Source organism: Zarconia navalis LEGE 11467 (genome assembly GCF_015207075.1).
In the GTDB taxonomy this organism is placed as follows: Bacteria; Cyanobacteriota; Cyanobacteriia; order Cyanobacteriales; family Geitlerinemataceae; genus Zarconia; species Zarconia navalis.
Map to the genome: position 1 here is coordinate 1 of NZ_JADEXN010000269.1, position 7,167 is coordinate 7,167.

Annotated in this window: 7 protein-coding genes; 5 read left to right on the top strand and 2 right to left on the bottom strand. The window is 48.5% G+C overall.

What is annotated here, in order from left to right:
• From IQ235_RS14265 to IQ235_RS14285, 5 genes are all read left to right on the top strand, one after another.
• On the top strand, positions 1 to 1,038 hold a 1,038-nt coding region (locus IQ235_RS14265; RefSeq protein ID WP_264322117.1), incomplete at its 5' end, for a bifunctional aminoglycoside phosphotransferase/ATP-binding protein.
• Positions 1,039 to 1,141: 103 nt separating this feature from the next.
• Positions 1,142 to 1,567: a hypothetical protein gene (locus IQ235_RS14270; protein WP_264322118.1), complete on the top strand. Its 426-nt coding sequence runs from the start codon at positions 1,142 to 1,144 to the stop codon at positions 1,565 to 1,567.
• A 165-nt stretch (positions 1,568 to 1,732) separates the two neighbouring features.
• Positions 1,733 to 2,521: a YdcF family protein gene (locus tag IQ235_RS14275; RefSeq protein ID WP_264322119.1), complete on the top strand. Its 789-nt coding sequence runs from the start codon at positions 1,733 to 1,735 to the stop codon at positions 2,519 to 2,521.
• A gap of 317 nt (positions 2,522 to 2,838) precedes the next feature.
• Positions 2,839 to 4,095, top strand: a complete 1,257-nt coding sequence (locus IQ235_RS14280) for a leucine-rich repeat domain-containing protein (protein WP_264322120.1) — start codon at positions 2,839 to 2,841, stop codon at positions 4,093 to 4,095.
• 204 nt (positions 4,096 to 4,299) lie between these two features.
• Positions 4,300 to 5,127, top strand: coding sequence for a leucine-rich repeat domain-containing protein (locus IQ235_RS14285; protein WP_264322121.1), 828 nt, complete (start codon positions 4,300 to 4,302; stop codon positions 5,125 to 5,127).
• 44 nt (positions 5,128 to 5,171) lie between these two features.
• Here IQ235_RS14285 and IQ235_RS14290 read toward each other — a convergent pair whose 3' ends face one another.
• The gene (locus IQ235_RS14290) at positions 5,172 to 5,720 is read right to left on the bottom strand and encodes an endonuclease/exonuclease/phosphatase family protein (protein WP_264322122.1); all 549 of its coding nucleotides are present in this window, start codon (positions 5,718 to 5,720) and stop codon (positions 5,172 to 5,174) included.
• A gap of 156 nt (positions 5,721 to 5,876) precedes the next feature.
• On the bottom strand, positions 5,877 to 7,167 hold a 1,291-nt coding region (locus IQ235_RS14295), incomplete at its 5' end, for an ACT domain-containing protein (protein ID WP_264322123.1).

Consider the following 7,167-nt stretch of genomic DNA (forward strand, 5'->3'; position numbering starts at 1 on the left):
GTCCAAACTCAACAGCAATTTGAAGAAACCAAACAATATACCGATCGCTTTTTCATAGAATATAAAGATGCCTTCGATCGACGTATAAAAACTCGTAAAGTTCGCGAATGTCACGGCGATTTGCACCTGAATAATATCGCCCGCTGGCAGGATAAGATTATTCTCTTTGACTGCATTGAATTTAACGAACCATTCCGTTTTGTCGATGTCATGTACGATGTCGGCTTTACGGTGATGGATTTGGAAATGCGGCAGCGTCGGGATTTAGCCAATGCTTTGCTCAATACCTACCTCGAAGAAACTGGAGATTGGGAAGGGGTGCAGTTACTTCCCCTTTATCGACTCAGGCAAGCATACGTTCGTGCAAAAGTCAATTCTTTCTTACTCGACGATCGCAGTATTTCGAGCGTTGAAAAAGCAAAAGCGGAAGAAACCGCCGCCCGATACTATCGATTGGCGTGGGACTATACTCAACCGAGGCAAGGAATATTAATTTTAATGTCCGGCTTGTCCGGTTCGGGAAAAAGTACGATCGCCCGTCAGTTGGCCCGTCGCCTCGGCGCGATTCATATTCGATCCGATGCCGTTCGCAAGCACCTCGCAGGTCTCGATCTCCATCAGAAAGGGGGAGACAAAATCTACACCGAAGCGATGAGCGATCGCACCTACCAACGTTTGCTCGACTTGGGGGAAATGCTAGCAACCCAGGGTTGGAGCGTCATTCTCGATGCCAAATTCGATCGAACCCGATGGCGCGACGCTGCAATTGCCATGGCGCGATCGCATCAACTGCCCCTGAAAATTCTATCCTGCACCGCTCCCCCAAACGTCCTGCGCGATCGCGTAAACCGTCGTACCGGCGATATTACCGATGCCACCGCCGACCTCCTGGCCCACCAACAAGCCACCGCCGAACCCTTTTCGCCATCCGAGCAAAATTATGTGACAACTATAGACACAACCGCTGAATTAGCGCCACAATTAGAATCGATCGTCACCGCATTGGTTCGTGTCATTGGTTTGGATCGGTTGGGGTAGTGCCCTCGTGCCGACCCCGTCCGAATTCGGAGTCACCCACCCGTGAGAATGAATGACATCGATTGTTGCAGTGCGATCGACACGACACATCTAGAGGGTTGTCATGACGCAGGCTGAAGATAAAACCCAGACCGACCAGAATCCGGAAAATAAGGACGGAGACGGAGGAAACAGCGCCTCCAATGCTTCTAAATCGAGCGAGTCCAAACAGTTCATGACCGGACTCCAATTTGCAGCCTTCTTCTTTTTAGGCTTCGCGCTCCTGGGCTATCCCATACCGTTGAGTGTGGTCATGGGAGTTGTTGGCGGTACGGCCAGCGGTTGGATTGCCACCTGGTGGCATACTGATGACCAACTTGAAGAAGAAGCTCACCTACTCGATGACGAGTTGGGTGGAACGATATACTCTTCCAGAGCAAGTATGCGCAAGCTCAGACAGCAACGGTATCTATCCTCGAGAAATCGCTACCGCAATCGTCGAAATCGATCGCTCTTGAGCTGGTTTTTCGAGACGGGTGGGGGTCGTTGATGGAAGCGCGGAATTCGGAGGCGCGGAATTTAGAAGGGAGATGGGGAGACGCGGTGATGGGAGTATGAATTTTTAATTTTTAATTCTCTTCCCGAAGCCCCCTCTGGAAAACCCACTGGCAATCGTGTAGCTGGAGTCGAAAACACGCGGCTCTAACGATTTTTCATGTTTTTCTTTCTTTCCAAATTGCTCCCCCTGTTTGTTTATCCTCTCGGGTTGAGTTGTTTGCTGGCGATCGTGGCGTTAATCTTGCTGTGGAAGCGACCTCGTCTGGCGGCTGGGGCAGTTTCCCTAGCACTGGCCGTGTTGATTATTGCCAGTAACGGTTGGGTCTCTGCTGGGTTGGTGCGATCGCTCGAACAGCAGAACCGACCGACCGAGTTACCCAAAGCTTCAGCAATTGTCGTCTTGGGTGGAGCGACTCGTCCCCCCGAACCCCCCCGTCCTTGGGTTGAAGTCAACGAAGCGGGCGATCGAGTCTTCTATGGAGCCAAGTTGTATCGGGAGCAGAAGGCTCCGATCGTGGTTCTTGCCGGAGGACGAGTAAGCTGGAATGGCGCTGGCGGTTCGGAAGCGGAAGACATGGCCGAAATGATGCAAGTGATGGGAGTTCCCAGATCGGCTATCTTGCAAGATCCGTCTTCCTTCAATACTCGTGAAAATGCCCTCAACGTCCAGCGCATTCTCGAAGACAAAAAACTCGATCGCGTTTTGCTAGTGACCTCTGCCCTGCATATGCCCCGCTCTGTAAAGGTTTTCCGACGGCTGGGTATTGAAGTGATTCCGGCTCCTACAGACTTTCTCATCGGCGATGGAGCTATGCTAGCAAAAGGGGAGAGTTGGCAAGAAATTCTGCTCAACATCATGCCCGATGCCTACCGGCTATCCCTCTCAACTCTGGCATTCAAAGAATATCTTGGAATTTTCATTTACCGCCTGCGGGGTTGGGCGTGAGATCGAGTTCGGTTAAAGACCGATCGTTCCCAGTGAGGCGAGTCGAGATACCTAGGGGAGAGAACCGGAGAAGTTTTCAGGAAGTTGCGCTTAACGCTTGAGAACTGGAGTTTAGACTAAACTCGGCGATCGCAATCCCCATCAAATGCTTCCCTCGACTCCCCATTCTCTATGGCTAATTCAACGGGTTTGGGGAGTGGTCTCGAAGTTGCCGATCGTCCCAATGATTTTGCACGGCTGGTAATGTGTTCGATCGAGCACATTACCAAAATAATGCTAGTGTCGTCACTTGTCGCCCCATATAACCCACGAAAACAATGAAACAGCACAGTAGATCGATCGGTCCGAATATCGTCTTTGTCCTCGGTCTCATTTCATTTTCGACGGTCTTGACACATCAACGAGTTGTTGCTCGAGTCCAGGAATTCGATCGCTTTGCCGACTGGTGCGAAAATCGAGCCAGTTTGACCTCAGATGCTCGACATACCGTGGAGGTCTTGCTAGAGAAAGCCGACTCCTCCAATTGCCAGATGGCTGAGGAAGAATTAAGTAATCTGACAGAACTTAACCTGGCAGGCAATCAAATCGAGGATGTATCGCCTCTGTCAACCCTCACCCATTTGAATGGACTTAATCTGGCAGGCAATCAAATTGAGGATGTATCTCCTCTATCAACCCTCACTAATTTGAATTGGCTTAACCTGGCAAGCAATCAAATTGAGGATGTATTCTCCTTGGATATATCCCCTCTATCGACTCTCACTAATTTGAATTGGCTTAACCTGATGAGCAATCAAATCGAGGATGTATCGCCTCTGTCAACTCTCACCAATTTGAATTGGCTTAACCTGGCATTAAATCAAATTAGTGATGTATCGCCTCTGTCAACCCTCACCAATTTGAATGGACTTAATCTGGCATTAAATCAAATTAGTGATATATCTCCTCTGTCAGCGCTCACCCATTTGACCGAGCTTTTTGTGCATGTCAATCAAATTAGCGATCTATCTCCCCTATCAACCCTCACCCATTTGACGAGTCTGAATCTAGGAGGAAACCAAATTAGTGATGTATTCTCTCTATCTTCTTTGAACGATCTAGACTGGCTTATTCTGGGAGGAAATCAAGTTGAGGATATCTCTTCTCTATCAACCCTCACCCATTTAACGAGTCTCAATCTAGAAAGCAATAAAATTGAGGATATTTCTTCTCTATATTCCTTAGAGACTTTAACGAGTCTTAATATGGGAAGTAATCAAATAGAGAATATCTCTCCTCTATCTAATTTGAATAATTTGACGAGTCTCGATCTCAGAAGTAATCAAATCGAAGATATTTCCCCTCTATCTAATTTGAGGAATTTGACGAGTCTGAATCTAGGAAGTAATCAAATAATAGATGTATCCCCGCTATCCACACTCACGAATTTGACTGATATTTCTCTGTATATCAATCAAATAACAGATATATCCTCCCTATCAACGCTCACTAATTTGACCGAGCTTAACATGACAGATAATCCTCTGATAGAGCGCACTTGTCCCGTTGAACCACGATCGAGTTGTAACTTTTAGATCTGAGACTCTAGCAAAATTCCCATCAAATATTTTTTCCCAATATCTCGTTCTCGATCGCGAATTCAACGGGCTTCGGGAAATGTCAACTTTCACTCAATAGAACTCAATAAAACAATGAAAAAGTACAGTAAATTCATAAGTCTGAATATCGCCTTGGCTTTCGGTCTCATTTCCTGTTCGGCAGTCTCGACAAATCGACCCGTGGCGGATGTCGATCGGGATTTTGAGAGTTTTGCCGACTGGTGCGAGAATCAAGCCAATTTGAGTGAAGATGCTCGACATACCGTGGAGGTTATGCTTGAGAAAGCCAATACCTCGGATTGCCAAATGGCTGAGGAAGAATTGACCAATTTGACGAGGCTTAACCTGGCAATCACTCAGCTAACAGATATATCTCCTCTGTCAACGCTCACCAATTTGACTCAGCTTGACCTATATTCCAATCAAATTATAGATATCTCACCCCTATCAACTCTGACCAATTTAAGTTGGCTTAGACTTGGAGATAATCAAATTGTCGATGTATCTCCCTTATCAACGCTTACCAATTTGACAAGTCTGGCTCTGTTTTACAATAAAATTAAGGATGTATCTTCCCTTTCATCTCTTACTAATTTAGAGTTTCTTGCTCTGTCAAATAATAAAATAAAGGATATATCATCTCTATCTTCTTTGAATAATTTGACGGATCTCAGTCTTGCAGATAATCCAAAGTTAGATACATTTTCACTTTCATTTTTCACTAATTTTACCGATCTCAATCTAGAAAATACTAACACAAGAGATTTATCTTTTCTATCAAACCTAACTAACTTAAATCGGTTGAGGCTGAGAGGTAATAAACTAAAGGATATATCACCTCTGTCAACTCTGACCAATTTAGAAACTCTTTATCTGACCGAAAATCAGATTGAGGATATCTCCCCCCTGTCAAATCTGACCAATTTGCAAGCTCTTTATCTGACTGAAAATCCAAAGCTTACAGAACGGAACTGTCCCTTTGAGGAACGATCGATTTGTAACTTTTAAACCTAACGCCCGATCGCAATTCACATTAAGGATCGAGAATTTTATCAGGTGTTCGATTTCATTGGTAAACGGGTTGGGTCTAACTTCGGGCCGGTCGAGGGGTTGGGGGTGGGTTCGACGGGAACGAGCAATGCGACCCCTTGGCTATCGTTTTGGGGACGGGAGAAGCGCACTTCATATCGCGAAACCTGGGATTCAATTTCACTCAGCCAGGTGGGGGTGACTTCTTGCAAGAAAACGATATCGGCTGGTGTCTGTTCGATATAGCCAGCGACACCGGTAAAGTTGGTGTTGTGGCGATCGAGGTTGAAATGCAGCACCCGTAGGGTTTCCGTGGTCTCGGGAGACGCGATCGCACTGGGGAAAAACAGGGGCAACATTAAGACTAAATTGAGCGCTAATGGCATGAGAAATACCCACATCCATCGAGTGCGAGGGAAGAGGATACGATTGATGGCGATCGCCGCGAGTAAGATGAGGCAGTATTGTCCCCGTGGATGGTCAAGGAGTTCAAATCCCCACCAGAAATTGCCGCAGCGACCGAGGAACGTCGCTAATCCCGCACCAACAGATGTTGAGTATAATTCGCGCAAATTTAACCCCAGGACGGGCGATCGATCGAACTGTTAGAAATTGGCATGAGAGTGGATAGGGGGCTTGGGGAGCTTCGGAAGCTTGGGGAGAATTGAAAGATTGAGAGCGCTAAACTCATTCAAATTCTCCCGTTTCCCCCATTTCTCCCTCTTCTCCTAAGCCGGAACTCGCACTTCCTGAGATCCGGATAACTCAAAGGCTTCGTGAACCGCTTGCAGGGCTTTGATACCATCGGCTTCGCTCACCACGCAGCTAATTTTAATCTCCGAGGTGGTAATCATTTGAATGTTGATTTGACGATCGGCCAGGGATGCGAACATTTTGGCGGCAATTCCCGGCTGACCTAACATTCGGGCACCGACAACGCTCACTTTAGCGATCGCCGTATCGACAACGATCTCCTGACTTTCCACTTCTTTCACCAGGGGGGTTAAAATGTCCCGAGCGGTTCGAGCATCGGCGCGGGCGACGGTAAAGGCGATATCGCGGGTGGGCTGTTCGTTGACGATCCGGCAGCGTTGGGATTGGATAATCATATCGACGCTGATGTTGTTTTCGGCCAGTGTTTGGAAGAACTGCGCTGCCATTCCCGATCGATCGGGTACTTGACGAATCGCCAGACGAGCTTGGTTGGGGTCGAGGGCGACTCCCCGAACGGCAGGACATGAGAAAGCCAATTCCGGTGGCTTTTCCTCCGGTGCGGGTATGGGGGAACTATTGACTTCAAAGATCTCGCACAGGGCAGCTACGGCACGATCGCCATCGGCAGCATTAATGGCACAACTGAGTTTGACTTCGGAGGTGGAAATCATGTCGATATTGACTCCGGCTTTTCCCAGGGCGGCAAACATTTGAGCGGCGACCCCCGGACGACCGATCATTCCCGCACCGACGACACTGATTTTGGCAATTTGCCGCTCGACGAGGACTTCGGCGGTTTGCTCGACTTCCTCAACTCGACCGAGGGTAGGAGCGATCGCTTCGGCAACAGATTCCGCCCGTGCGGCGGAACTGCGGCTGACGCTGAAGGCGATATCGTTGGTATTGCCGTCGTGAATGGACTGGATAATCAAATCCACGTCTAAGTCGCGATCTCCGATTTCCCCAAAGAGTTTGGCGGCGACTCCGGGACAGTCGGGAACGCGCAGCAGCGCCACTTTTGCTTGATCGGTATCGAGTTCGACGCGATCGACCGGACGTACTAGTTCCAATCTTTCTAACGGTCGGGGGATGGGAATTGGGGAGGTGACTCGCGTGCCGGGGTCTTCAGTCCAGCTCGATCGCACCACCAAGGGAACGCCGTAATTTTTGGCAATCTCTACGGCGCGGGGATGGAGGACTTTAGCCCCCAAACTGGCGAGTTCGAGCATCTCGTCGCAGGTGATGTCCGACATGAGCTGGGCTTGGGGAACCAGCCGGGGGTCGGGGGTGAGGATGCCGGGGACA